Raw genomic sequence first — 26156 nt, forward strand, 5'->3', positions numbered from 1 at the left:
TGCCCGCCCGTCTCCACCGAACGGGTTCGGCCCCCCGGCAGCCGGGAACCACAGCAGTCCCCACACAACAATGACAGGAGGAAGACGAAATGAAGTCATACAGTGCGCCCACGGCCACCCCGGCGTATCTCCGCAGGACGGTGATCGCCACCGCAATCGCCCTGGCCGGACTCGGCGTGTCGCCATCCGTGCTGGCACAGGAAGCCGCGCGGCGGGACGACCCGGGCGAAGCCCTGCAATCGGTGATCGTCACGGCCCAGAAGCGCGCCGAACCCATGCAGAAAACGCCGGTCGCCATCAATACCGTGGACGCGAAGGCCATCGAAAACCAGCGCATCGTCGCCTTCGACGACCTGACGCGCGTGGCACCTTCGATGACGGTGACGCAGAACAGCACCAACAGTTCGGTCTCCCTGCGCGGCGTGGGCACCCAGTCCGTCAGCATCGGCGTCGAATCCGCCGTCTCCGTGATCGTCGACGATGTGCCCGTGGTCCAGCAGTTGCAGGCGTTCGCCAATCTCAGCGACGTCGAGCGGATCGAGGTCCTGCGGGGCCCGCAAGGCACGCTGTTCGGCAAGAACGCCGCCGCGGGGGTCATCAACATCGTCACGAAGGAATCGTCCGATTACCTGTCGGGCAGCGTGCAGGCCACGCTCACGAGCGACCATGAAAAGCGCGTTGAAGCCTCCGTGAGCGGACCGATGGGAAGCCATGCGGGATTCCGGCTCAATGCCTACCGGGCGCGCCGCGACGGCTATATCGGCAACGTCGCCGACGGTGCCCGCGTCAATGGCGAGAATGCCAAGGGCTTGCGGGCCCGCCTGGACTGGCAACCGCTGGCGGACCTGAAGCTCCGGCTCATCGCCGATTTCGCCGAACGCGATGGCCTGGGACCCAACCCGGTGTACCTGAGCGTGCCCGCAGGCGCGATGCTGTTCGGCCAGATCGACCTGTCCACCCGGCTGCAGGGACTGGCACCGGGCGCCGATAATTTCGCGATACGGCAGGACGAGAACGGCAGCTTCAAGAGCACGCAAGGCACGTTCAGCGTTGCCGCCAACTGGCAGCTGGGCCGGCATGTGCTGACCTCGATCACCAGCTACCAGGACTGGAAATTCGACTACACGATGGATCTCGATGCGGCCGACGTCGACCTGCTCGGCGCCCTCACGCGCGGTGCGGCCCACGGCGGGCTGGTCGCGGGCGGGCCCTTCCGGTCGACGATGCTGACCCAGGAACTGCGCCTGGCATCCAGCGGCGGCGGCAACCTGAACTACCTTGCAGGCCTGTACTACGCCAACGCCGGCAGCGATCGCGCCTACCACCGCGGCCCCGTCGCGTTCCTGGCGAACTGGAATGCACACGCGGACAACCGGACATCCGCCGTGTTCGGCCAGCTGGACTACAAGATGCGCAACGACACCAGGCTGGTCGCGGGCATGCGCGCCAACCACCAGAGCATCGGCGTCGCATTCAACGAGCTGCAGCTTGCCACGCCTGCGCGGTACACCGGCGAGACCAGCGAGAACGCGGTCACGGGCAAGCTGTCGCTGCAGCGCGACGTGGCGAAGGACGTGATGGTGTTCGGCTCGTTCTCCACCGGCTACAAGGGCTCGGGCTACGATATTTCCAGTGGCTTCAACCAGTCGCGCGCCGACCATCCGGCGGCGCCGGAGAAATCGGCATCGTTCGAACTGGGCATCAAGAGCCGCTTCCTGAACAACCGGCTGCAACTCAACGCGACGGCGTTCCTCACCGACTACGACGGCTTCCAGGCGCAATCGGTGATCATCGACAGCAGTACCGGCCTGCTGAACCTGCGCCTGAACAATGTCGGCAAGCTGCGCACCCAGGGGGTCGAGCTGGAAGCCGCCTACAAGCCCGCCCGCGCATGGCTGTTCGAAGCCGCCGCTGCCTATACCGATGCGACCATCCGCAGTTTCCCGAACGCGAATTGCTACCCGGGCCAGGGCGCGGAACAAGGGTGCGTGACGATCGGCGCCGTCCGCGTGCAGGACCTGGCCGGCAGGAAGCTCCCCAACGCGCCCCGGCTGAAAGGAACGCTGGGAACCACGTACGATTTCGCCGTCGGCGACGGCGACCTGCGCGGCACGGCGAACCTGAATTACCAGTACCAGAGCAAGGTCAATTTCGACCTGTTCCAGAATCCGCTGACCGTGCAGGGCGGCTATGGCGTCGTCAACGGCAGCCTCGCCCTCGGCGACAGCCAGCGCGGCTACAAGGTGACGTTCTTCGCCAACAATCTGTTCGACAAATCGTACGCGGCGAACATCGGCGACAACGCCGGCGTGTTCGGCGGCGTGCATGTGCTGACCGCCACGTTGCCGCGCAATGCCCGGCGGTATGTGGGCATGCGCGTGAAGTACGAGTTCTAAACGACCGAGAGGAAACGGCCGTCGCCTTGCGGCGGCCGGCGATTCCCGGGTGCGGGTCGCCCCCCTCCCCTTGCGTCATCCCGGCCAGGTATCGACGGAACCGTCGCCTGGGATCGGAAAAATCGTTTTTACTTGTCATCCCCGTGTTGATATCTTGAAAAAAGACGCACGGCATGCGCTCACCCGCATGACCCGCCGCACATGACGACACGGAGACCACCATGATATCGAACCATCCTCCCGCCGGCGCAGCCGCTGGCCACGCACCTGCCGGGACCGCCGCCGCTCCAGCCATTCGCGATGAGGTCTTCGGCATGGCGCTGGCCTGGTGACGCCCTGCGCCGCGTGGCGCTCGAGCAGGCAATAGCAGCATTTTAACCATTGCGATCCCTTCCGCGGTCATGCGCGGGAGTGGCTTTTCACATCCCCGATTTCCACACCGGTTCCGCGGAAACCCCGCAATGCCACTGAACGAATAATGCTTTTCGATCAGTCATGCCAGAGAAACCTGGCCCGGGACAAGCCGGGTCCGGTCAAAAAAACAGCACGCCGGCGCCAGTTCGGCCGAACCCCATCCACAGGAGGAGAACAACGTGCATTCCAGGAACGCCATGCAGTTCAAACGAACGACCTTTGCCATGCTGTTCGCCGCCGCTTTCGCCGGGCAGGCCGGCGCGCAGCAGTCCACCCGCACCGACCGGCAGGAAATCCAGGAAGTCATCGTCACCGCGCAAAAGCGCCCCGAGGCGGCTTCCCGCACGCCGGTATCGCTGACGGCGCTGAGTGGCGACGAACTGCAGAAGAAAGGCATCCAGAACGTCGAGGACCTGACCAACACCGTTCCCAACGTGCAGATCGGCACGGAGAGCGCGGGTAACACGACCATCTATATCCGCGGGATCGGCAGCAACAACACCACCGAGCAGGGCGATCCGGCCGCGGCGTTCCACATCGACGGGGTCTACCTGGCGCGGCCGGACCAGGCACGCAATGCCTTCCTGGACGTCGAACGCGTGGAGGTGCTGCGCGGCCCGCAAGGCACGCTGTACGGCCGCAACGCCACGGCAGGCGCGGTCAATGTCATCTCGAACAAGCCGGGCGCGGAATTCGATGCGAGCGCGAACGTCGAAGTGGGCAACTACAACCTGCGCCGCGCGGAAGCCATGCTGAACGTGCCGGTCAACGAGACCGTGTCGCTGCGGGCGGCCGTGCTGGCCAGGAGCGAGGACAACTACATCGAAACCCCGCGCGCGACCGGCAATCGGGCCAGCCAGAAAACCGGCCGCCTGCATGCGCTGGTCAAGTTCACGCCCTCCTCCACCTGGCTGGTCACGCTGGACGGGTCGGAATTCCAGGGACCGACCAGTGCCGGCGTGCCGTTACCGCTGACCGTGGAGCGCGGCAGCGGCGGGCAGCGCAACGATACCGTGTTGCGCGCCGATGGCCGCGCCTACTACACCGGCGTCACGTCCGAACTGACTACCGCGCTGGACAACGTTACCTTCACGTGGCTGGCATCGACGCGCAACCGCCGCCTCGACTGGGCAAGCCGCCTGGTCACGCCGATGGCACCCGATGGCAGCGAGAACGGTTCGAGCACCCGTTCCGAACAGCTCTCCAACGAGTTCCGGCTGTCGTCGTCCGGCAATGGCCCGCTGCGCTGGGTGGCCGGACTGTATTTCTTCAGCGAGACCCAGGACACGCAGGGCGCGTTCTCCGATGGCTTCCTGGATTTCGACATCGACGATGCCGACGCGAAATCGCGCGCCCTGTTCGGCCAGGCGACCTACGCCTTCACGCCGGTACTGCGCGCAACGCTCGGCCTGCGCAGTACCCGCGACGAGAAGTCGTGCGGCGAATGCGTGCGCTACGTGGCCGGCTTCGGCGCGACGACGACGGAGGAGCGCAACTGGTCGCACAACGACTGGAAGCTGGGCCTGGACTACGACCTGGACAAGGACACCATGGCCTACGCCGTGGTGGGCAGCGGCTACAAGGCGGGCGGCTACAACCTTGCCGCGCCGGCCGTGCCCTTCCTGGGACAGCCGGCGGCGCCGGTGCATTTCTACGAGCCGGAACAGCTGCTGTCGGCGGAAGCGGGCATCAAGGGCCGCATGCTGGGCAATCGCGGCCGCTACACGGCGGCCTTCTTCGTCTACGACTACAAGGACCTGCAGGTCAATACCCTGCTGCCGCTGGGCGGCGGCCTGACGACGGGCGGTGTCGGCAACGCGGCGAAGGCGAGGGTCTACGGTTTCGAGGCGGAGGGAAGGCTGCGCGCCGGGCAGAATGGCACGATTACCTCGTCGCTCGGCCTGACCAGCGCGAAATACGACACCTACACTTCCTGCACCGATGAACTGGACGGCACGCGCCTGGATTGTTCGGGGAATTACCTGCGCAATGCGCCGAAAGTGACCGTGACCCTCGGCTACGAGCATTTCATTCCGCTCGAGCAGGGCGAACTGGTGGCCCGTATCGACACCCGCTATGCGTCGAAGTACTACAACGACGACGCCAACAGCGACGTGTTCACGCAGGATTCCCATACCCGCACCAACCTGTCGCTCCGCTACGACGCGCCCGGCGGCCGCTGGTACGCCACGGCCTATGCGCGCAACCTGGAAAACAACAACGTGATGAATGCGCGGCTGTCCAACACCGTGTTCGGCGCATTCGGCTATACGGCCGCACCGCGCACGGCGGGCTTGTCGATTGGCGCGCGCTACTGATCCGCAGGCTTCCTGCACCGGACTTCCGGCCCGCCGGAACGGGCCGGTTATTTGAAACAGATTCTTGAACAGACAACCATCACACGAAGGAACCCCATGACCGATTTCGACAACCAACCGAAGACCGAACGCCGCCGCGCATTGCTGGCCGGTGCGGGCCTGATCGGCGCCGCCCTGCTGCCGGCAGGCGTGAAGGCAGCGCCGGCCAGCACCGGCAAGTTCTCGTTCCCCCGCGGCTTCCTGTGGGGCGCCGCGGTGGCCGGGCACCAGGTCGAAGGCCAGAACATCAACAGCGACGCCTGGCTGCTCGAAACCGTCGAACCCACCACGTTCGCCGAGCCTTCCGGCGACGCCTGCGACCATTACCGGCTGTACGCCGAAGACATCGCCATGGTGGCCGCTCTCGGGCTCAATACCTTCCGCTTCTCAGTCGAATGGTCGCGCGTGGAGCCGGAGAATGGCATGTTCTCGGAGGCCGCCCTGGCCCATTACCGCGATGTGCTGGAGGCTTGCCGGAAGCACAAGCTGACGCCGATGGTCAGCTACAACCACTTTTCCAATCCGCGATGGTTCGCCGCGCTGGGTGGCTGGGAAGGGGAAGACGCGCCACGGCTGTTCGCCCGCTACTGCGCGAAAGTCACCGAAGCGCTGGGCGACCTGATGGAACTGACCACCACGTTCAACGAACCCAATCTGGCCAAGCTGCTGTTCGGCTTTCCCGGCCCGCTGCAGCAGTATTCCGGCAATCCAAAGGAAAAAGCCATGCTGGCGCGCGCCGGCGAAGTCAGTGGCACCGGCCGTTTCTCGGCGTGGATATTCGGTGACCTGGACAAGATCCAGGCAGGACAGCTTGCCGCGCACCGCGCCGCTTTCGAAGCCATCCATCGCGTCAAGCCGTCGATGAAGGTCGGCCTCACGATCGCCATGGCGGACGACCAGGCGGCGGGCGCCTCGGATGACACCATGCGGCGCAGGCGCGAGATCGCCTATGGTCCATGGCTGGCACTGGCGGCGAGCCATGCCGACTTCGTCGGAGTCCAGTGTTATACCCGCGCCCGGATCGGCGCCGACGCCGAATTGCCGGCGCCCGACGGCGCCCGCCTGACCGACATGCGCTACGAGTTCTATCCGCAGGCGATCGAAGGCGCGTTGCGCCATGCGGCGTCGCGCGTGCGCAAGCCCTTGTATGTGACCGAGAACGGCATCGCCACGATGGATGACCGGCATCGCGAGGAATATATCCGCGTGGCCGTCGGCGGCGTGGCGCGCTGCATGCGCGATGGTATCGACGTGCGCGGCTACCTGCACTGGTCGTTGCTGGACAACTTCGAATGGATCTTCGGCTATGGTCCCCGCTTCGGCCTGGTGAGCGTCGACCGCAAGACGCAGCAGCGCACGCCGAAGCCCAGCGCGCGCCTGCTGGGCACCATCGCACGCCAGAACGCCATCGCCGTCGACAACAGGTAAGCGGAGACCCCATGCTGAAACTGACCCTTGCATTCCTGCTGGGAGGCGCGGCCTGCGCCGCCGGAGGTCTTGCGCTGGCTGCGCCGGCCGAACGCGCCGTGGCACCGGGGTCGCGCCAGCGCCTGTTCGTGCTGACCGACATGGAAGCCGATCCGGACGATGCCCAGTCGCTGATCCGTTTGCTGCTGTACGCGAACCAGCTCGACATCGAAGGGATCGTCGCGACCACGTCGGTGCACCTGAAGGACGCGGTGCATCCGGAATCGATCCGCACCCTGGTCAGGCGTTACGGCCAGGTCCAGCCCAATCTGCTCAAGCACGAGCCAGGCTTTCCCGCCGCGGACCGGCTCCTGGGCAAGGTCAGCCAGGCATTGCCGGTCTACGGCATGGCCGGCGTCGGGGACGGCAAGGATTCGCCGGGTTCCGACCTGCTGGTGCGCGCCATCAAGGCGGATGACCGGCGCCCGCTCTGGGTGACCGCCTGGGGCGGGACGAATACGCTGGCGCAGGCGCTGTACCGCCTGAAGCAGACGACACCGGCGCCACAGCTCGACAAGGCGCTCGGCCGCCTGCGCGTGCATGCCATTTCCGACCAGGACGACAGCGGCGCCTGGATACGCAAGACGTTTCCGTCGCTGTTCTATGTGGTGAGTCCTGGCGGATACGGCAACGCGACCTGGCTCGGCATCAGCGCCGTCGTCGACGGCATCGACAACGCCAATGTCGGCAATGCCTGGATCGCCGCCAATATCCAGCAGGGCCACGGCCCGCTGGGCGCCGCGTATCCCGACGTGGCGTGGGGCATGGAAGGCGATACCCCCAGCTTCCTGGGCCTGCTCCCGAATGGCTTGAACGTGCCTGACCGTCCGGACTGGGGCGGCTGGGGCGGTCGCTATACGCTGCGCACGCCCGGCCTGGACGAGATCGACCCGAAGGGCTTCAACGGCGGCGTGCCGGTCGAGGCGGAAACCCGCCCGATCTGGACCAACGCCAGCGATACCATGACGTCTCGCCCGCGCATGGAATACAACCGCTTCCACCGCGACGACAAGGCGGCCCCGAAGGAATTCACCGGCCCCAAGGTCACGCTCTGGCGCTGGCGCGACGACTTCCAGAACGATTTTGCCGCGCGCATGCGCTGGACGACCCGGCCGTATGCCGGGGCGAATCACCCGCCCAGGCCCGCACTCGGTCACGCCAGCCAGCTGACGGTGCGGGCGGGCGCGCCGATCCGGCTCGACGCGAGCGCCTCGACGGACCCGGACGGCGACAGCCTGAGCTATCATTGGTTCCAGTACGGCGAGGCGGGAACGCTCAAAAGCAGCATCCCGATCGGCGCGGACAACCTGGCGCGCCAGACCCTCACTGCCCCCGACGTCGACAAACCGGAAACCGTCCACTTCATCGTGCGGGTCACGGACAAGGGAACGCCTGCGCTGACGCGCTACCAGCGGGTGGTGGTGAACATCGTGCCGAAGAACTGACTCAGGCCACCGGAAGGTGGCCCACGCGCCCTCCTTCCCTGGTTACGCCTGGAATCTGTCGGTCGACCTGGCCATCGGGATTGGCGCGCGCACCGGCGAGATCGTGGCGTATGGGCCGGCACGTGCGGTGTCCATCAGCATCGAGCGGAACCACTGATGCGAGGGATCGCGGTCGAGCACCTGGTTCCACTGCATGCACATCTCCACCGCCGGAATGTCGAGCGGCAGCGGCAGCAACCTGATCGGGTAAAAGCGCGACAGCGATTTCGCCAGGCGCGTGTGCATCGTGGCGATCCGGTTGGTGCCGATCACGAAGTGGGGAATGCTCGTGAAATTCGTCGTCACCTCGACGCGCCGGTCATAGCCCGACACCTTCATGAACCATTCTTCGAAGCTCACGATCGCCGCGCCGAAGCGCGACGATACATGGCCCAGCGACATGTATTGCGCCATCGTGAGCTCGTCGTCGATCAGGGTATTGCCGGTCCACGCGATGCACGTATAGGTTTCCTCGAACAGGACCTGCACCGGGTGCACCTCGGACATGAACTTGCGCGGCAGGATGATCAGGTCGGCTTCGACGCGCTCCAGCAGGTCGGTCGGGCTGGCCGACATCGGCAGGATGTCGAGCGTGATGTTCGGCGCGGCCGTGGCGAGCAGCGTGGCCAGGTCGCCCAGCACCACGGTCGAGATGTAATCCGATGCGAGTACACGAAAACCCCGCACCGCGGTGAGGGGATCGAACTCCGGCCGGATGTCGACGGTGGCCTGGATCTGCAGCAGCACCTTGCGCACGGGGTCCGCCAGGCTGGCGGCGAGCGGCGTGAGGATCAGGTTGCGGCCGACCGGCATCAGCAGCTCGTCGCTGAAATACTCGCGCAGGCGGGCCAGCACGCCGCTGGTGGCGGACTGGCTCAAGCTGAGCCGCCGCGCCGCCCGGGTGATGCTTTTTTCGCTGAGCAGGATGTCCAGCCCGACCAGCAGGTTCAGGTCGAGACGATTGAAACGCATGGTGTCCCCTTTGATATGTTCTGAAACGATGATGCCACAGTCCGGCCGTGGCAGGCCGTGGCAGGCAACGCAAAGGAGATGAGGTGACACCGACCGCCGCGATGCCCACGGCGGCGAACCCGGTCTGGAATCCGGGCTGCTGCGCGGTGGCGCCCGCCATGGCGGGGCCGAGCACCCCGAACGAAATGCTCATGACCAGTCTCCATTGTTCGATATTGTCCCGGGACGATAGCAGCGCTTTCCCGCCAGGGAAAATCGCTTTTGCCGATGGCGGGTATTGGCGCGGCCGCTGGCCGGGGTATCGAAGGGGCTGGAGGCGTCAGGCCGCCCGGGTCGTTCAGTAATAGCTCAGCGCGTTGAAGATGGTACGGCGCGTGTCCTCGATGCGGCGGCGGCCGTGCATGACGCGGGCGTTGTCGATGACGACGATGTCGTTGTCCCGCCAGCCCACGTCCACCGTGTGCCGCTGGCAGACTGCGTCCAGCGCCGCGCGCATCGCTTCCGGCAGCGGCGTGCCGTCCGCGAACGTGATCCGGGGACGCTCGTAGTTGAACGACGGACCGAAGATGCTGTTGGCGAAGGCCGGCCGGCCGGGGCTGAACGGCGAACGGGCCAGGATCGACGGCGTGCGGAAGCTGTACGTGACCGAGTGATCCGCGTTCAGTTCGATCTGCGTGTTCACGTTCCCGTCGAGAAGGGCCAGCAGGCGCTCGAAGCAGGTCCGGGTGTCCGCCGCTTCCTGGCCGGCATCGGACGCATGGCGCACGTAGTTCTTCCACAGCGCTTCGCCGACGCTGCGCGTGTAGACGATGTCCTGCCCCAGCAGCGCGGTGCGCATCTGCGGCGACAGGTCGCGGTACACGGCGGCGCCGTCGCAGACGGTGGTCTGCGACCCCACGGCCGGCGCCTGGGTGCAGAAGAACCAGCACAGGTCGGGCCAGAACGGGCTGTTGCCGTTTTCGCAGTGCAGGCCGATGGCGTCACTGCCCGCGTCGACCTTCTGCGCCAGCACCTTGCCATCCTGGTCGTGGAACTGGCGGGCCGGATCGAGGCTGATGCGGCTGCTGTGGGCGCGTACCAGGTCCGAGAAGCCCGGCACGTCGCACGGGAAGCCGCGCAGCACGACGTAGCCATGAGCGCCCAGCCAGCCGGCCAGTTGCGCCTTGCCGATCGAAGCCAGCGTCTCGCCCGCCTCGCCTTGTACCACCAGTCCCGCCTGGCGGGTATGAGCTGCAGTTTGCACGTGATTCTCCAGATTTCAACGTTGATGAAGGGCGGAGGCGGCTGCCGGGAGGCTGCCTGCCTGGTACTCGTGGGCGTGGTCTTCACGGACATGACATTCGCGGACATGACATTCGCGGACATGACTTTCGCGTACATGACATTCGCGTACATGACATTCGCGTACATGGCGCTCCACCTCCTGCCGGCGCGGCCGGCCCGTGACGGTGAACAGGCGGGCCCGCAGCGCCGGCGCGTCGGCTTCGAACACGAAGGTGCTGGCACGCTCGACGCCGGAGAGCCAGCGTTCGCCATGCCGTACCAGTGCGTGCCGCAGCGCGCCCTGGTCGACGCCGGCCGCCGTGAGCACAAAGGCCGACAGTGTCTCCTGCCCTTCGCCCAGCAGCACGATATCGGCGACGCCCGCCACGCTGCGGTACGACGCCTCGGCAGGTTCCGGCGACACATTGCGGCCGTGGGCCGTGATGATCAGGTTTTTCTTGCGGCCGATGATCGTGATGAAGCCGTCGGCGTCGATCCCGGCCAGGTCGCCGGTCCACAGCCAGCCCTCGGCATCGGTATGGCAGGCGCTGGGATCGCTGCCGCTGTAGCCGGCGAACAGCGAGGCGCTGCGCACGCCCAGTTCACCGTCCGGCCCCAGCTTGCAGGAAACGTGCGCCAGCGGCTTGCCGACGCTGCCGATGCGGTTTTCGGCCCGCGTATTCCATGAAACCACGGAGCTGTTTTCGCTGAGGCCATACCCCTGCAGCACGGTGACGCCGCGTTGCGCCAGCCGTTCGATCGTGGCGGCGGCGACCGGTGCGCCACCCGCCGCGATCAGGGGCACGGTCGAGCGGCCGAACAGCGCCTCGCACAGCGCCGCGGTATCCAGCTCCGGCAGGCGGTCCGCCGCATTGGCCAGCGCTTCCACCAGCGACGGCGGCAGGGTCACCGCGCTCGGGCGGGCGCGCCGCAGCAGCGCGAGCTTGTCGGCGGCCACCGCGCCCGGATCGCCCAGCGGCGCCTCGCCCACCGGCGGCAGCACGACCGTGCCGCCCGCCGCGAACGGCATGTACAGCGCCGTCACCTGTTCGATCAGGAGGCTGAACGGCACCAGGTTCAGGTAGCGCCTGTAGTCGTCCCGCGTGGCATGCCGCCACAGCGATGCCAGCAGCGCATCCAGGCCGTTCGCGCGGATCCGTACTCCCTTGGGCGCGCTGGTGGTGCCCGATGTGTGGATCACCTTGCAGACGCGGTCCGCCTGCGTGCCGGCGGTCAGCGCCCGGGACGTCACGGCGGCGGCGCCGTCGACCAGCTGGCCGATGGACAGGCAAGGCATCGCCTGGAACGCGTGCGGCGCATCGGCGCGCCATGCCTCGAAGCGGCGCTGGCCCGCGTCGTCGGTCAGCACCACGCTGCAGGAAGCCAGCAGGTGGGCGGCCTGCTCCGCGCTGAACGCCAGCGGTACCGGCACCTCGACATGGCCGCCCATCAGCAAGGCCAGGTCGGCCTCGATCCAGGCGATGGAGTTGGCCGCCACCAGTCCGACGGTGCTGCCCGGCGCGCACCGCGCAGCCAGCGCCACCGCCAGTGCGTTGCACTCCTGTTCGAGCGTGCCGTAATCGACGACACGGCCCGGCGACACGGTACCGTCGAGCTGCACGATCGCCACGTCGCCGGCGCGTTCCCGCATCGCGGTGCGGATACTGTCGATGAAGTGCATCATGCCGCCTCCTCCACCATCGCCGCGTTCGCCGTTGCGTGTTCGCCACCGCCGGCGACTTCGCCAGCCAGCAGGTGCTGGTTGTAGCGGCAGCTGACGGTGTCGAAGAATTCGCCGAGTGCGTCGACGCGGATCAGGCCCGTGATCGGCCGGGTGTCGTAGTAGGTGCCCCAGGTGACGCCCACCACGGCCGGCAGCCGGGCGGGATCGGCCGCCGCGATCGGATGGAAGCGGAGTTTCATCGCCTCGAAGCAGCGCCGCAGCTTCGCCGTGACGGTGCAGATCACGCCGCCCAGCCCCAGGTACCAGCAGACCAGCGGCAGTGCGCGCATCAGTTCCGTGCCGATGGTGGGCTCGAGCGTGGCCAGCGTCGTCACCTCGGCGATATCGCGCCGCGCCACGTCGCGCTGGAAGACGTCTGCCAGCATCTGTTCAAGCGGCGCGTCCAGGTAGTGCTCGGAGAACAGCGGCGCCCTGCCGGCGAACGACAGCCCGGCGCACGCGATGGCCGCGCCGCTCGCCAGGTCGATGCCGACGATGAAGCGGTGCGGCCGCGGCGCGATGGTGGCGCCATAGGCGCGCTGGTAGACGGTACGCGCCAGCTCGACGGCGGCGCCGTAGTACCGGTCTTCCGGACCGACCAGCCTGAAGACCAGGGACCGGTCGCCGAGTTCGAGCTGGAACGAAAGGCCGGAGGCTGTCGCGGGCCGCGCGGCGGCACCCGGGGTGCTTGCGGAATGGATGTTCACTACGTTGTCGTTGGCTGCTGGTGTATGCATGGCGTTCCCTGGAGGTTCGATGGTCGCTGGAGAGAGGATCGGACGAACACGCCTTCGTCCCGGCCTGGCCGTGGAAAAGCACGACCAACGACGTGCATCGTATAGAACGAATGTTTGGCAAATGAAGCGGATGTTTCGGAGATGTGTATCGCTTCGTCAGGGCGCGGCGACGATATTTTCAGCAACTGTCGGCACGGCCGAGTGGTATCCCGGCCGTGGCGCATCGGTCAGAACGCGTAGCGCATGCCGAGCGCGATGCTGCGGCCCCTCAGCGGCGACTGGTTCTTCACGAAGGAGGTGTGGGCAAAGGCCAGTTCGTCGCCAAGGTTGGTGCCCCGCGCATACAATTCCAGCGACTGTCGCAAGCCCATGTCCAGCCGATACGCCAGGGTCGCGTTGACCATGTTGTAGCCAGCCGTCTCGGTTTCATAGGAGGCAATCCGGCTCTGGCCGAATGTGCGCGACATTTCGACATCCGCCGAGAGCGGCCCCCAGTGCCTGTCGTAGCGGACGCCGAGACGTCCGCGGGGAATGCGCGGCAGATGATCGTCCATGCGCTTCATCCGGGCATGGACAAAATCGCCGAACACCGTAACGCGCGAAGCGGGTGTCACCTGGTAACTCACCTGGCCATCGATGCCGGTGAAGCGCACATCGGCCGCCGTGTAGGCCAGGAAGTTGTGCGCAATGCCAGTGGCCTTTTCAGTCTCGATCAGCCGCGCGAAAATGTAGTCGCCGACGTCCTGGTAGAACACGCCGATCTCCCCTTCGAGCAGACCACCGGACTTCCGGAAGGTCAGGTCGACCGAGTCGGTGGACTCGAGCACATCGCCCACGGGGCGCCTGCTCTCCTCGAAGACGGGGTTGTTCACCGCCAGCCCGAGCTCGTAGCTGTTGGTCGAGAGATTGTTGCCGCGGGCGTAGAGCTCGCGCACGTTCGGCGCGCGCTCGGTGTGGCCGAACGACAGCCCGACCGAGTACCCTTGTCCCAGGTTCCAGACGCCCCCCAGCGACGCCGAAAAAGGCTGGTGCTTCGTGCCGTGATTCCTATCGAGGAAATCATCGACATACTCGGACTCGAGGATCTGCCGCCAATCGCTGCCATACCACTCCGTGAACATCGCTTCATACTCGGGCGTCATGGTGGCAAGGAATGTGGGCGCCGGCACGCGCATCTCGCGCCAGTCCTTGCGCACCGCGAATTCGAGGTCGACCGCGCCGAAGGATCGGCGCTCGCTCAGGAACAGGCCGACATTCTTCGTCAGGTGGTAGTAAGGCGGGACCAGTCCGTAGGCATTCTCCGGAAACGGCACATGCAGGTCTTCGACATTGATGCCGCTGAAGGTGCCATCCGTGTACTGTGCTCCCAAGGTGCCGGTAAAACCCAGCAAAGGCCGATGGGTCAGCTCGAGGCGCCCATCCCACACCTTGTTGGTATAGCGCGTGAACAGCATGGCGCCATCGATCTCGTCATGCGCATAGTCCGTGTGCGACACGCGCAGGCGCGTATGGGCAATTCCCGGCAGCAGGTCCGCATAATCCGCACGGATATCGACGCGGTCGCTGCGCAATGCAATGGACGCGGTATGGCTGTCGGGGGAGCCGAAGGGATCGTCGAACCCGCCGTGCGCCGTGCAATGGAGGTCCATGTCGTGCGTATGGCATACGCCGTTCAGGTGGCTATGGCCCGGCAGTCCATACCTGCTTTTCATGCGCGTGAAGGCGGCGCCGATATAGCCTTTCGCGGTGATCCACGACGCGCCGATCGAATAGCTGGTGTTCTCGGCGAAGGAATCGGGCAACTCGTCCACCCCATAGTCCCCCGGCACCTCGTAGTTGCCGGCATGCCGGCGTACGCCCTCGGCGTGGATCGCGAACTGGCCCGTGCCGGCGGTGACGCGGCCGACGGCGGTCTTCTCGCCGTCGCCGAAGCCGTAGCGCGCTTCGGTCGCACCGGCCAGGCCGCCGGCCGGCAGCCTGCTCGGCACTTTACTGTCGATCAGGTTGATCGCCCCATTGACCGCGTTCCCGCCATAACGGATGGCGGCCGGCCCGCGGATGATCTCGATGGCGTCGAGCAGCAGCGGGTCGGCGGTCACCGCGTGATCCGGCGAAACCGAGGAAACGTCGAACAAGGCCGCGCCATCGCTGAGGATCTCGACGCGTGGCAGGGTCTGCCCGCGGATGACGGGGCGCGACGCGCCACCGCCGAAGCTGTCCAGGTGGACACCGGGCAAGCCGGCGATCGTCTCGCCAAGCCCGCCCTGCCGGCGATGAACCAGCTCGGCGCCGGACAAGGTTTGTGACAGCGTGATGGCCGGCCGCACTTCCACGCCCCTGTTTGCGGTGATGGTTACCGTGTTGTCGATGCCGCCCGACGCGACCAGCGGACCGGATTCCATCGCCTGGGCCCACAAGACGGTCGGCAGCAGTGCAAGCACACCGGCGGTCCCCCTGAGCGCGGGTCTGTTTTTCATAATCATGTTCTTCCTGTTTGAATGGTCGTGCCATGGCCAACGCCGCCTCATCCGGGCATCACAGCGCGTGGCTGCGTCGATCTTTCTGATAATGCGAGTGCATTATCGATAAAAGATGTGGCGATGGCAAGGCTTTGTATTGTCGTTATTGGTGGGCGGGCCATGCCGCCGGCCGCTGTTGACCCGACGCCGGCTTGGCGAAGCGGGCGGCCCCATGTACAGTTGATCAAGAATCAACCCATCGACCCATTACGCGACTGCGCCCTCCCATGCCCTCCATCTCGCACCTGCGCCTTGCCTTGCTCGCCTGCCTGTTCATGCTCGCATCCTTCGCCCTGTTGGCACAGGCACATGCGCAGGCGCCCGCCGCCCCAAGCGCGGAGCTGGACGTCGCCAACCGGGCCATCTTCGTGTTCCGCGCGCCGCTGGCAGGATATTCGCCGGCGGACCGCGCCGTGGCCGCGCAGCGCCGCCTCGACCGGGCGCTCGCCGGAAAGGGACCTGGCGTGACCAGCATCCGCTCGATCCCGGAAGGCGCCCAGGTCCTGCTCGATGGATCACCGCTCTTCCTGGTCACCCCCGGCGATGTCAACCTGCTCGCCGGCGACACACCCGACACCGTCGCGGCCGACAGCGCGGCGCGGCTGACAGTAGCGCTGAGAGAGAAGACCGAACAGGCCAGTCCGCGCTATCTCGCCATTGCCGCCGGACTGGCGTTCGTGACGATGCTCGCCTGGGTGCTCGCCCTGCGTGGCATCGGACTGGCGCAGGGGTGGGCGGACCGGCGCCTGCAAGTGTTGCTGGCCAGGCGGCTCGAACGGCTCAGTTTCCGCAATGTGCGCCTGCTGGACGCGGAGCATTATGTCGGCCTGGTACGCAGGCTGGCGATCGCCGCCGCCTGGGCGCTCAGGCTGCTGGCGACCTATCTCTGGCTCGCTTTCGTGCTGCGACAGTTTCCCTATTCGCGGGCCTGGGGCGAATGGCTGCAGGGGCACCTGGTCGATACCAGCGCCTATATGGCGCGCGGCGTGGCCGCCGCGGTGCCAGGATTGCTGATCGTACTGCTGATTGCCGCCGCGGCACGTATAGCGACGCTGACGGTCACTTCGATATCCCGGCGTATCGAAAGCGGGCAACTCGAGGTCGGCGGACTCGACCGGGAGACGGCCGCGCCCAGCCGCCGCCTCGCGAACCTCGTGATCTGGCTGTTCGCACTGGCCATGGCCTATCCCTACCTGCCTGGCTCGCATACGGCGGCTTTCCAGGGCGTTACGGTGCTCGCCGGCCTGATGGTATCGATCGGCGCCTCCAGTATCGTCGCCCAGGGCGCGGCCGGCCTGATCCTGATGTACACCCGGCCGCTGCGCAAGGGCGAATACGTGAAAATCGCCGAGACCGAAGGCACGGTCGCCGAACTCGGCATGTTCAGCACCCGCCTGCGCACCGGTCTCGGCGAGGAGGTGTCGATACCGAATGCCTATGTGCTCGCCAATACGACAAAGAACCTGTCGCGGGCGTTCCCGGGCAGCGGTTTCGTGGTCGACACCACGGTCACCATCGGCTACGACACCCCGTGGCGCCAGGTGCACGCGATGCTGGAAACCGCGGCGCGCAACACGGAAGGCATGCTGGAAACGCCCTCTCCTTTCGTCGCGCAGACGGCGCTCTCCGACTTCTACATCGAATACCGGCTGGTCGCCTACGCCGACGTAAGCGCGCCGCGCGCCCGCGCCGAACTCTTGAGCCACCTGCACCAGGGCATTGTCGACGAGTTCAACCGCCAGGGCGTGCAGATCATGTCGCCGCACTTCACGCAGGAACCGAAGGTGGCCCAGATGGTCCGGCCGGCTGACTGGCACGGCCCCGCGCCGCAAGCGTCGCCGGCGGGGGCCGCCGGATCGCTTTCCGAAAAAGCGACGACGTGAGCAAGGCCGTTCGCCCGGCCGGCCTGTGCGCTCCTGCGGTACCCATACGGGACTATGGCGGTTGAAGGCTTGCGCCGGCATGAGCGACGCACGCCGTCGTGCCGAGGAACGGCTTCCAGGCTGCCTTCAGCCTTGCACGCGCTGGCAAGGCGTGATCCCACTAAATATCCTTCGCCATGGATAAGGATTGACGGAGCCGTGGGTCAGCAGCTCAGCGCGGCGTCTTCAGCAAACCCGAGACGAGCACCACGAAGCTGTCCACCGCCATCCTGGAAGTGGATTCGGGATCCTCGGCATGGGCGATCCACAGCGCGGCACTCAGCAGCGCGCCATTGATCAGGCGTGACGTTGCCGGCGCATCGACTTCACGGATCACCCCTTCTTCCATCAGCAGCTCCAGGCTGCGCTGGGTACTGCGGATACAGGAATTCTGGCCCGGCCATTGCGACGGGTCGCCCAACACCGCCGGGCCGTCGAGCAGCATGATGCGCTGGATCTCGGGCTCGGTTGCCATCTCGATATAGGCAATGCTCTCATCGACAAAAGCATCCCAGGTCGTGGGCGCGGCATCCATGATCGCGGCGAGCCGTGCCGTCATTTCCCCATCCACCTGGGCGATCACGGCTTCCAGCAGGCCCTTCTTGTCGCCGAAGTGGTGATACAGCGCCCCACGGGTCAACCCGGCCTGTGCCGTCAAGTCGTCCATTGAACTTTCCGCGAACCCCTTGCTTGCGAAGGCGGCCCTTGCCGCATTGATCAGCTTGGCCCGGGTCTCGGCCATCATTTCCACTCGCTTCGGTGCCATCCAGTCATCTCTCCAATATTTTTCACATACATCGCGTATGTTAATTGACATACGCGATGTATGTGAATAGTATAGCTCACATACGCTTCGTATGTGAAAAACCTCACTACGTGCACACTCCCCTATTCGAGAAGGATCGGCCATGCTGGATGCACGCCCTGTAGTGATCGGCTTGATCGTCAACCCCGTTGCCGGCATGGGTGGCCGCGTCGGCCTCAAGGGCACTGATGGCGCCGGGACGGTCGCGGAAGCCCGGCGCCGCGGTGCCCGCCCGGGATCGCCGGACCGTGCTGTGAAAGCGCTGTGCCACCTGTCCGCATCGGCACCGACGGCGGCCGTCACCGTGATGACCGGTTCGGACGCGCTTGGCGAGGATGCGGCAAGGGCGGCGGGATTCGTGCCGGTGATCGTTCATCGGCCGGCAGGCGCAAGCACGGCGGACGATACGCGCGCAGCGGCCCTCGCCATGCTGGCGGCGGGCGTCGAACTGCTGCTGTTTGCCGGTGGCGATGGCACCGCGCGCGACATCCTCGATGCCGTTGGCGACCGGGTACCGATCATCGGCATTCCCGCCGGCGTCAAGATGTACTCCGCCGTCTTCGGCACCAGTCCCGCGTCCGCGGCCGCTCTCGCGGCGCGCTTCCTGGCACGCGATCCGGCCGTGCGCGTGCGCGAGGCGGAAGTCATGGACATCGACGAAGACGCGGTGCGCGCGGACCGCGTATCGACCCGGCTCTATGGCGTCGCGCAGAGTCCTTTCCTGCCTGCTTTGTCGCAAAACGCCAAGGCCGGTTCGATCCTGCGCGAAGATGTCGCGCTGGAAGCGGCCTGCCGCCAGGTCGCGCGTGACATGCTGCCGGGCCGCCTGTACATCGTCGGCCCCGGCACGACGACGCGCCGCGTGATGGCGGCCCTTTCACTGCCTTCGACCTTGCTCGGTGTCGATCTCGTGCTCGACGGCCGGCTGGTCGCGTCCGACCTGGACGAGGCGGGGCTGTTGCGGTGGATGGACGGCAGGGAAACCTGGCTCATCACCGGCGTGCTGGGCGGCCACGGCGCCCTGTTCGGACGCGGCAACCAGCAAATCAGCAGCAATGTACTGCGGCGCGTGCGGCGCGATCACATCATCGTCATCGCTTCGGTCGACAAGCTGCTCGGCCTGGCGCCGCGCCGCCTGACAGTCGATACCGGCGACGTCGAACTCGATGCCGGCCTGGCCGGCTACCTGCCGGTGCGCACCGGCCCCGACCGTTCCCTCTTCTTCCAGGTGCAGTCCTGACCTGGACCTACCCCAGCCACACGAAAGGATGTCCCCCCATGAGCAAGCCTCATCCCTATATGGCGAACTCGGTGCCCGAGATCCAGCGCGAGATGCTCGCCGCGATCGGCGCCGAGAGCCTCGACCAGCTGTTCAGCCAGATACCCGCCGCGCACCGGACCACGCGGCCGATCGACCTGCCGCCGGCCTTGACGGAAAGCGAGTTGCGCCGCCACCTGGTCGAGATCCTGTCGAAGAACCGGACGGCCGAGCAAAATCTCAACTTTCTCGGCGCCGGCGTCTGGCAACACCACGTGCCGGCCGCCTGCGACGAAGTCGTGCGCCGCAATGAATGGCTGACGTCCGTGTTCGGCGAGCCCAGCTCGGACCACGGCCGCAACCAGGCATGGTTCGAGTTCTGCAGCCAGCTCGGTGAACTGCTCGAGCTCGACCTGGTCGCGCTGCCCGTGCGCAGCTGGGGCGTCGCGGCCGGCCACGCGATCCGGATGGCAGCCCGGCTCACCGGACGCAACGAGGTCGTGATCGTCAGGGCGATCGATCCGGAACGCCTGGCCGTGATCGAGAACTTTTGCGAGCCGGCGCAGATGCCGGGCCACATCGCCATCCGCCACGTGGAGTTCGATCCCGCCACGGGCGTGATGGACCTGGATCACCTGCGCACCCAGGTCGGTTCCGACACCGCCGCCGTGTACTTCGAAACGCCGTCGTACCTGGGCATCATCGAGCATCAAGGCGAGCAGATCGCGGCGATCGCCCATGCGGCCGGGGCGGAAGTGATCGTCGGCGTCGATCCGATCTCCCTCGGGGTACTGGCGACGCCAGCGAGCTATGGCGCCGACATCGTGGTCGGCACCACGCAGCCGCTGGGCGTACACATGAACATCGGCGGCGGCGTCAGCGGCTTCATGGCCTCGCGCGACGAGGAACGCTATGCGCGCCAGTATCCGACCCTGTTCATCAGCATCGCCGAGACGACGGTGCCCGGCGAGTTCGGCTTCGGACTGAGCCTGTTCGAGCAGTCTTCCTACGGCTTGCGCGACAAGGGCAACGACTGGACCGGCCACTCGGTGTACATGTGGGCCATCGCCAATGCCGTGTACATGGCGATGATGGGGCCGCAGGGCTTCCAGGAAGTCGGTGAACTGATCCTGCAACGCGCCCATTACGCGGCCCGGGCCCTGGGAGCGGTTCCGGGCGTGCGCGTGACGTTTGCTTCCGGGTTCTTCAAGGAATTCGTCGTCAATTTCGACGGCACGGGGCTGAGCGTGGCCGACATCAACCGGCGCCTGCTGGCACGCGGCATCTTCGGCGGCAAGGACCTGAGCCGCGAGTTTCCGCACTTCGGCGCCAGCGCCCTGTACTGCGTCACCGAAGTGCATACCCAGGCCGATATCGACCGCCTGGCCGGCGCCTTGAACGAGGTAATCAATGATGAATAACGTGACGAGCAACGTGATGAATAACGTGATGAATAACGTGATGAACAACGCGATGAATGACGCAAGGAAGGATACGATGAACAGGCCGGTGAAGGAATACCATGCCCCCGTCTGGAACGAGCCGGTCATCCTGGAAATGGGGTATCCGGGCCGGCGCGGTGTCGTCTTCGCTCCGGTCGAGGAAGCGGTACGGCACGCCGTCGGCGCGGCCAGCGACCTGGTGCCGGCCGCGGTGCGGCGCCGGAACAAGCCGGCGCTGCCGGAAATGTCCGAGCCGGAAGTGCTGTACCACTACCTGCGCCTGTCGCAGCAGACCCTGGGCATGATGAACATCAGCCTGTTCGGCACCTGCACCATGAAGTACAACCCGCAAGTCAATGAGGCGCTGGCGTGGCGCCCCGAAGTGACCCATGTCCATCCATTGCAGGACGAAAGCACCTTGCAGGGAGCGCTGGAAATCGTGCATGGCATGGACCTGATCCTGCGCGAGCTGTCGGGCATGGACCAGTTCGTGTTCCAGGCGGGCGGCGGCGCGGATGCGGCCTACACCAGCTGCGCCGTGACGCGTTCCTGGTTCGCCGCGCGCGGCGAGCTGGAACAGCGCAACGAAATCATCACCACCATCCAGACGCACCCGAGCAGCGCGGCCACCGCCGCAGCGGCCGGCTTCAAGGTCGTTACGCTGATGATCGACGAGGAGACCGGCTATCCATCGCTGGCGGCACTGAAGGCGGCGGTATCGCACCGCACGGCGGCGCTGATGGTGAACAATCCGGACGACATGGGCGTGTACAACCCCGAGATCAGGGAGTGGACCCGGATCGTCCACGAGGCGGGCGGCCTGTGCTTCTACGATCATGCGAACTTCAACGGGGTCATGACCAGGCTGCGCGCGCGCGAGCTGGGGTTCGATGCCTGCATGTTCATGTTGCACAAGACCTTCGGTGCGCCGAAGAGCGGCGTCGGCGGCCCGGCGGTGGGCGCCTACGGCTGCTCGGCCGAACTCGCGCCGTTCATGCCGAAGCCGCTGGTGGTGCGCGATGGCGAGCGGTACCGGCTCGATCACGACCGCCCCCACAGTTGCGGCAAGATCCGCGAGTTCTGGGGCAACGTGCCGGTCATCATCAAGGCCTATGCATGGGCGCGCTCGATGGGCGCGGCCGGCATGGCGCAAGCCGCAGATATCTCGGTGCTGGCCAATAACTACATGGAGAAGGGCCTGCTGGCTATCCGCGGCGTGACCCGTTCCCACCCCGACGCGACCAGTCCACGCCTGGAAATGACGCGCTACAGCCTCCAGCAGCTGAAGGACGACACCGGCGTCGATGCGCACGACGTGCAGAACCGCATGACCGATTTCGGCATCGACGCGATGTGGAGCAGCCACCACCCATGGCTGGTTCCCGAGCCCTTCACGCCGGAGGCTGGCGAAATGTACGGCAAGGAGGCGCTCGATACCTGGATCGCCGTCCTGGCGCGCATCTCCGATGAAGCGTATGCCAACCCCGAACTGGTGAAGACGGCGCCGCACAACCAGGCCATCCACCGGCTCAAGGGGGCCCACCTCGATGACCCGTCGAAGTGGGCGATGACCTGGCGCGCCTACCGGCGTAAATCGTCAACGGCCTGACTCACTTCGGCGCGCCAGCCTGGCGGCGCCTGCATCCCACAAACATCGTCCACCACGACAAGGAGGAGACACCATGCTGGATCTTGGCAGAACGTTTTTGCAAAGCGTCGAACGCAGCCCGCATGCGCTGGCGGTCGTCGACGGCGAACAGCGCTTGAGCTATGGCGCCTGGTACGACCGCATACAGCGCGTGGCCGCCGGCTTGTCCGCATTGGGCCTGGTCCGCGGCGACCACCTGGTGGCCGTGCTGCAGAACCGCCTCGAGATGGCGACCCTCCATTGGGCCTGCCAGTTCGCGGGCATCGTGATCACGCCGCTGAACTGGCGCGCCACTGCGGAGGAAGTGGACCACTGTGCCACCGATTCGGGCGCGCGGGCGATCGTCTACGAGGCCATCAGCGCGGCGGCGGTCGCCGGCAGCGTGGCCGCGCGCAGGCTGACGCGGATCGCAGTGGGCTTGTCCGAAGGAGTCATGCCGTTCGAGGTTTTGCTCGCCACGGCGCCGCGATCGCCGATCCTGCAGGCGCGCAGCGACGATTTTTCGCTGATGCTGTACACCTCGGGCACGACGGGCCGGCCGAAAGGCGTGCCGCGCCGCCATCGCGCCGAGCGCGCGGCGGCGCTCGGCCATGTCGCCCAGAACCTGTACCGTCGGGGCGAGCGCACCCTCGGGGTGATGCCGCTGTATCACACGATGGGCGTGCGCTCGCTGCTGGCGATGGCCCTGGTCGACGGCACCTTCGTCTGCATGCCGCGTTTCGATCCCGGCCTGGCCTTCCAGCATATCAGGAAGGAGCGCATCAGCAGCCTGTACCTGGTACCGACGCTGTACCACGACATGCTGGCGTGGCGCGAACGGCACGGAGCCGATGTCTCGTCGGTGCGGAAGCTGGGCTATGCCGGCGCACCGATGCCCGAGGGCCTGCTCAAGCGGCTGGTCGAGGTATTCCAGCCCGAACTGTTCGTCAACCATTACGGATCATCCGAGGTCTTCACCTTCGCCTACACCCAGGAAGCACAACGCAAGACCGGCAGCGCGGGCCGCGCCGGTCTCAATACACGGATCCGTATCGTCCCACTGGGCGCCGACTCACCCGACTTGCAGGCCGGCCCGGACGAGGAAGGACAGATCATCTGCGAGCTGGAAGGGGAAGAAGCCTTCGAGGGCTATCGGAACCGGCCCGAAGCGAACGACCGGGCGATCCGGCACGGCTGGTACTTCACCGGCGACACCGGCTATTTCGACGGGGATGGCGACCTGTTCGTCACAGGCCGGGTGGACGACATGATCATCAGCGGCGGCGAGAACATCTCGCCGGCCGACATCGAATCGGTCCTGTCGCTGCACCCGGCGGTCGACGAGGTGGCGGTGGCCGGCCTGCACGATGAGCGATGGGGCCAGCGCGTGGTCGCCTTCGTCAAGGCCAGGGGCGACACGAGCGCCAGCGCGCTGGATGAGCATTGCCGCAATTCGAGCCTGCTCCAATTCAAACGGCCACGCGACTATGTGTTTGTTCGCGAGATCCCGAAGTCACCGGTGGGGAAGATCTTGCGGCGCAAGCTGGTGGCGGGCGAGTATGAAGCATTGGTGCCATCCGCGATCACTGGCTCACCTCACTGATCGGCTCGGGGATGGCGAGACGCCGGCTTCGCACTGGAGTTCGGCCGGCGTCCGTTTGCCGTCAAGGGAAGCTCAAGTCATTACCGAGCACCCTGAGAAGGGCGAACGCGACGAGCGCCAGGGCCGACAGCGACAGCAGGAAGACCGCGGCCACCGTGCCGGCCGCGCGCAGCACTGCGCGCTTCTCCGCCACCTTCTCCTTCCCCTTCTTCCCTTGGTCGTAATGCCACTTGATGGCGTAGAACATGCCCGTCGCCAGCGCGAGAACCTTGAACGTACCGGCGACTATTGGGAACCAATCCATGATGTTGAGTACTTTCGAGGCTGTTGCTTGACTGTCTATCGTGAGGAGCACTATGCCGAACGCGGCTCCAGGCATTCGTCTGTCCGGCCAGGCCATTCGAGACGCCAGCGGGCGGTATGGAAGGATGGCCAGCTGCAGGTGTGAAGGCATTCTACTGAAAAGCAATATCCATACATCGGGACAAAATGTCCCAGTTGAAAGCCGGGCAAGATGATGGTTTTTCCATTGCCTCCCGCCGGCTGCAGCGATGGACAAAGCGCTGAAGCCCGGGCCACCGCCTCGCCCCGCGGCACGAGTTGGCAGAAGAGCTGGCTGTCGAGCTGACGACATTCACGCGCATACGATGGCGCCAGAAGGTGCAGGGGCGGGTCAGACAACAGCGGCGTCGTATGCGTCGGGCCGCCGCTCCAGCAAGCATGACAGGCGCTGCAGGCCTGCTCGCAAGCGGGCACGGTCCTTGACGCTGCCCAGCGAGATCCGGATCGCGTTTTCCGGCTCGCCACCGGTTGTGAATGCCTCCGCCGGTACGACCGCCAGCCCTTCGGTTTCCGCGGCTTGCGCGAGCTGGTACGACCGCCAATAGCTCGGCAGCTCGACCCAGATGTGCAGCCCATCGCCCGGTGGGGCATAGCGTCCCGCCAGGACGTCGCGCGCGATGCCGTGACGCACGCGGGCTTCCTCTCGCACGCCCTGCATCAAGGTGCTTGCCGAGCCGTCGAGGATCCACTGGGTGGCCAGCGCAGCCGTCAGCGGGGCGGCCATCAACGCGAAGGACCTCAGGGCCGCCAGGAAGCGTGCACGCTCGACAGGGTCGCGCACAACCACGAAAGCAACGCGCAGCCCGGGCGTAAGGCACTTCGACAAGGTGGCAATGTAATACGCGTGTTCCGGCGCATAGGCAGCAATCGGCGGCGGTGGCGACTCGGCGAGCAGCCAGTAGGGGTCATCCTCGATGATCCGCGCGTTGCACCGTTTTGCCACGGCGGCCAATTCCCTGCGCCGCTTTTCCGGCATCGTGACCGTTGTCGGATTCTGTAGTGTCGGGTTCAGGTAGACGAGCCTGGCGTCATGCTGCCGGCAAGCTGCCTCAAGCGCCTGGGGCAGCATTCCATGCCTGTCCGTCCCGACCGGCGTGACACGGCGCCCGAACTGGCTCGCGGCCGCACGCAGCCCGGGATAACCCGTCGGTTCCACGAGAATGGCATCGCCGGGCTCGGTCAGCACCAGGATCAGTGCCGCAATTGCCGCCTGTGCGCCGGGACAGACGACTACCTGGTCCGGATGCACTCGTCCAAACATCGGCGCGATCCACCGGGCCCCGGCTTCGCGGTCGGAAGCGCTGCCGCCGCCCAGGTGGTAAGTCATCAGCAATTCGTTATCCGCCCGCATCAGCACTTGCGCGAGACCTTGTTTCAGCAGGTCGCCGAAGTCGACGCCGTCCGGCGGCGGCGGTGTATTCATGCTCAGGTCGAGGACCGGCGCCAGTTCCGCCTTCGGCGCCGCAACGTAGGTACCGCGGGCGCCACGCCCTTCCAGCAGATTCCTGCGCCGGGCTTCATCGTATGCCCGGGTGACCGTCGTCAAATCCACCTTCAGCCGCGCAGCCAGCTCGCGCTGCGGAGGCAGGCGGTCTCCCGGCTCGAGCAACCCATCGGCCACAGCCTGCTGCAATGCATCCGCGATCTGGAGAAACCGGGGGCCAGCACCTGCTTGCAGTTGCGGCAACCATGATGGCAAAGGTGGATCTTGCATGGTTTTTAACTGGGACATTTTGTCCCGATGTATGGAAATTGTTTGGACGTAGTATGCCTCGGAAGGCGTGGAAGGACCAGTGATGCACGACGCCGACAGGTGCCCTCCTCC

Annotated in this window: 17 protein-coding genes; 9 read left to right on the plus strand and 8 right to left on the minus strand. The window is 66.1% G+C overall.

What is annotated here, in order from left to right:
* Positions 1–89 precede the first annotated feature (89 nt).
* From OU994_RS20415 to OU994_RS20430, 4 genes are all read left to right on the plus strand, one after another.
* Positions 90–2396: a TonB-dependent receptor gene (locus OU994_RS20415; protein ID WP_281607428.1), complete on the plus strand. Its 2307-nt coding sequence runs from the start codon at positions 90–92 to the stop codon at positions 2394–2396.
* Positions 2397–3007: 611 nt separating this feature from the next.
* The gene (locus OU994_RS20420) at positions 3008–5128 is read left to right on the plus strand and encodes a TonB-dependent receptor (RefSeq protein ID WP_281607429.1); all 2121 of its coding nucleotides are present in this window, start codon (positions 3008–3010) and stop codon (positions 5126–5128) included.
* Positions 5129–5224: 96 nt separating this feature from the next.
* The gene (locus OU994_RS20425; protein ID WP_281607430.1) at positions 5225–6595 is read left to right on the plus strand and encodes a glycoside hydrolase family 1 protein; all 1371 of its coding nucleotides are present in this window, start codon (positions 5225–5227) and stop codon (positions 6593–6595) included.
* 11 nt (positions 6596–6606) lie between these two features.
* On the plus strand, positions 6607–8079 hold the full coding sequence (locus OU994_RS20430; protein WP_281607431.1) for a DUF1593 domain-containing protein: 1473 nt from the start codon (positions 6607–6609) through the stop codon (positions 8077–8079).
* Between the two features lie 42 nt (positions 8080–8121).
* On the opposite strand, the gene OU994_RS20435 is transcribed toward OU994_RS20430, so the two are convergent.
* The 5 genes from OU994_RS20435 to OU994_RS20455 form a co-directional block, all read right to left on the minus strand.
* Positions 8122–9090 carry a LysR family transcriptional regulator gene (locus tag OU994_RS20435; protein ID WP_281607432.1) on the minus strand — a complete coding sequence of 323 codons (969 nt, stop codon included), beginning with the start codon at positions 9088–9090 and terminating at the stop codon, positions 8122–8124.
* Between the two features lie 337 nt (positions 9091–9427).
* Positions 9428–10333 (minus strand): TauD/TfdA family dioxygenase, encoded by a 906-nt coding sequence (locus tag OU994_RS20440; RefSeq protein WP_281607433.1) that lies wholly within the window; start codon positions 10331–10333, stop codon positions 9428–9430.
* Positions 10334–10348: 15 nt separating this feature from the next.
* Positions 10349–12037 (minus strand): AMP-binding protein, encoded by a 1689-nt coding sequence (locus OU994_RS20445; RefSeq protein ID WP_281607434.1) that lies wholly within the window; start codon positions 12035–12037, stop codon positions 10349–10351.
* Positions 12034–12813, minus strand: coding sequence for a thermostable hemolysin (locus OU994_RS20450; protein ID WP_281607435.1), 780 nt, complete (start codon positions 12811–12813; stop codon positions 12034–12036). The genes OU994_RS20445 and OU994_RS20450 overlap by 4 nt, the downstream gene beginning before the upstream one ends.
* 227 nt (positions 12814–13040) lie before the next feature.
* The gene (locus OU994_RS20455) at positions 13041–15296 is read right to left on the minus strand and encodes a TonB-dependent receptor domain-containing protein (RefSeq protein WP_281607436.1); all 2256 of its coding nucleotides are present in this window, start codon (positions 15294–15296) and stop codon (positions 13041–13043) included.
* A gap of 263 nt (positions 15297–15559) precedes the next feature.
* On the opposite strand from OU994_RS20455, the gene OU994_RS20460 reads away from it, so the two are divergent.
* Complete coding sequence (locus OU994_RS20460) at positions 15560–17215, plus strand: mechanosensitive ion channel family protein (protein WP_281607437.1); 1656 nt, start codon at positions 15560–15562, stop codon at positions 17213–17215.
* A gap of 211 nt (positions 17216–17426) precedes the next feature.
* Here the strand turns inward: OU994_RS20460 and OU994_RS20465 are convergent, their stop codons facing one another.
* Positions 17427–18020: a TetR/AcrR family transcriptional regulator gene (locus OU994_RS20465; RefSeq protein WP_281607438.1), complete on the minus strand. Its 594-nt coding sequence runs from the start codon at positions 18018–18020 to the stop codon at positions 17427–17429.
* Positions 18021–18162: 142 nt separating this feature from the next.
* Here OU994_RS20465 and OU994_RS20470 point away from each other — a divergent pair, with 142 nt between their 5' ends.
* The 4 genes from OU994_RS20470 (at position 18163) to OU994_RS20485 (ending at position 23989) form a co-directional block, all read left to right on the plus strand.
* Positions 18163–19299 carry an ATP-NAD kinase family protein gene (locus tag OU994_RS20470; protein ID WP_281607439.1) on the plus strand — a complete coding sequence of 379 codons (1137 nt, stop codon included), beginning with the start codon at positions 18163–18165 and terminating at the stop codon, positions 19297–19299.
* Between the two features lie 38 nt (positions 19300–19337).
* Positions 19338–20738 carry an aminomethyl-transferring glycine dehydrogenase subunit GcvPA gene (gene gcvPA, locus OU994_RS20475; protein WP_281607440.1) on the plus strand — a complete coding sequence of 467 codons (1401 nt, stop codon included), beginning with the start codon at positions 19338–19340 and terminating at the stop codon, positions 20736–20738.
* Positions 20728–22368, plus strand: a complete 1641-nt coding sequence (gene gcvPB / locus OU994_RS20480; RefSeq protein ID WP_281607441.1) for an aminomethyl-transferring glycine dehydrogenase subunit GcvPB — start codon at positions 20728–20730, stop codon at positions 22366–22368. Before gcvPA ends, gcvPB begins: the two co-directional genes overlap by 11 nt.
* A 73-nt stretch (positions 22369–22441) precedes the next feature.
* Positions 22442–23989, plus strand: coding sequence for an AMP-binding protein (locus tag OU994_RS20485; RefSeq protein ID WP_281607442.1), 1548 nt, complete (start codon positions 22442–22444; stop codon positions 23987–23989).
* A 61-nt stretch (positions 23990–24050) separates the two neighbouring features.
* Here OU994_RS20485 and OU994_RS20490 read toward each other — a convergent pair whose 3' ends face one another.
* Positions 24051–24368: a hypothetical protein gene (locus OU994_RS20490; protein WP_307731725.1), complete on the minus strand. Its 318-nt coding sequence runs from the start codon at positions 24366–24368 to the stop codon at positions 24051–24053.
* A 294-nt stretch (positions 24369–24662) separates the two neighbouring features.
* A complete protein-coding gene (locus tag OU994_RS20495) occupies positions 24663–26045 on the minus strand; it encodes a PLP-dependent aminotransferase family protein (RefSeq protein ID WP_373922625.1) in 1383 nt (460 codons plus the stop codon).
* Positions 26046–26156: the final 111 nt, after the last annotated feature.

The sequence above is a fragment of the Pseudoduganella sp. SL102 genome, assembly GCF_027856995.1.
Classification (GTDB): Bacteria; Pseudomonadota; Gammaproteobacteria; order Burkholderiales; family Burkholderiaceae_D; genus Rugamonas; species Rugamonas albidiflava.